The sequence below is a fragment of the Hydrogenivirga sp. 128-5-R1-1 genome (genome assembly GCF_000171895.1).
This window is the reverse complement of the sequence record NZ_ABHJ01000301.1, coordinates 1-1,598: the sequence shown is the minus strand read 5'-3', so window position 1 is coordinate 1,598 and position 1,598 is coordinate 1. Positions and strand designations below refer to the sequence as shown.

General features: G+C 36.6%; 1 protein-coding gene. It reads left to right on the top strand.

What is annotated here, in order from left to right; translation table 11 throughout:
- A partial coding sequence (locus HG1285_RS02220) for an NADP-dependent isocitrate dehydrogenase (RefSeq protein ID WP_008289182.1) occupies window positions 1-1,510 on the top strand: 1,510 nt, incomplete at its 5' end.
- Window positions 1,511-1,598: the final 88 nt, after the last annotated feature.

The following is a 1,598-nucleotide window of genomic DNA, read 5'->3' as shown; positions in this document are numbered from 1 at the left end:
AGATGAAGATATTCTTTTCTCACTTCACGTAAAAGCTACAATGATGAGAGTTTCTGACCCTGTTATTTTTGGAGATGCTATTAGGGTTTATTACGCAAAACTTTTTGAAAAACACGGCGATACTTTAGAAAAATTAGGATGGAAACCTGAATCAGGACTTGCTGAGCTTGAAAAAAAATTAGAAACACTTCCTGAAGATGAAAAAAATGCTGTACAAAAAACAATAGAAGAAATATATCAAGAAAGACCAAGAATGTACATGGTTGACTCAGACCAGGGTATTACCAATCTTCATATGCCTAACGATGTAATTATTGATGCTTCTGTACCTGCTGTAATTAAAAACGGGTTAAAAGGATGGGGACCATCTGGAGAAGTTGATGATGTAGTTCTCTCTATCCCTGACAGGTCTTATGCAACTATGTATAAAGAAATCGTTGAGGATATAAAAGCAAGAGGACAGTTTGACCCAACTAAGATTGGAACTGTTCAAAATGTAGGACTTATGGCTATGGGTGCTGAAGAGTACGGTTCTCACGATAAAACTTTCTTCCCTCCAGCAGATGGAAAGATGAAAGTTGTTGATGAAGAAGGAAATGTTTTAATTGAACACTGTGTAAAAGAGGGAGATATCTGGAGAAGCTGTATAACTAAAGACCTTGCAATAAGAGACTGGATTAAACTTGCTGTAAACAGAGCAAAGGAGTCTGGTTTGCCGGCAGTATTCTGGCTTGACGAGTACAGAGCCCACGATAGAAATCTTATACAGATAGTTAAAGAAGAGCTTACTAAATATGACCTGTCTGATGTTGAGTGGTATATAAAAGCTCCTGCTGATGCTATGAAATTTACCCTTGCAAGATTTAGAAATGGTGAAGATACAATCTCAGTAACTGGAAATATTTTAAGAGACTATTTAACGGACCTTTTCCCAATCATAGAAGTTGGTACTTCTGCAAGGTCGTTATCTATAGTCCCTCTTATAGCAGGAGGAGGTTTATTTGAAACTGGTGCTGGTGGGTCAGCTCCAAGACACGTTGAACAGTTCTTAAAAGAAGGACATTTAAGATGGGATTCATTAGGTGAATTCCTTGCATTTGTGGAATCTTTAAGACATGCATACAAACAAGTTAAAGCCTTACACAATGAAGAAAACCCAAGACTTTTACTCCTTGCGGATACTCTTGATAGAGCTGTTGGAAAATATCTTGAGTATGACAAAACTCCAAAAAGAAAAGTTGGAGAATTAGATACAAGAGGTTCTCACTTCTATCTTGCTCTTTACTGGGCTGAAGAACTTGCAAATCAAACTGAAGACAAAGAACTTGCTGAAATATTCTCAAAGGTTTATGCAGAGCTTAAAGAAAACGAGCAAAAAATTCTTGATGAAATTAAAGCTGCTGAAGGAAAACCAGCTGATGTTGGTGGATGGTATCATCCTGATGATGAAAAAGCTGAAAAAGCAATGAGACCAAGTGAAACATTCAACAGAATAATAGATTCAATATAATACACGCCCCCCTCTTTGGGGGTTTTACTTTCAATGTTTTAAGCCAGTCTTTAAAACTAAATCAAACACTGTTTTATTCTTTATGATA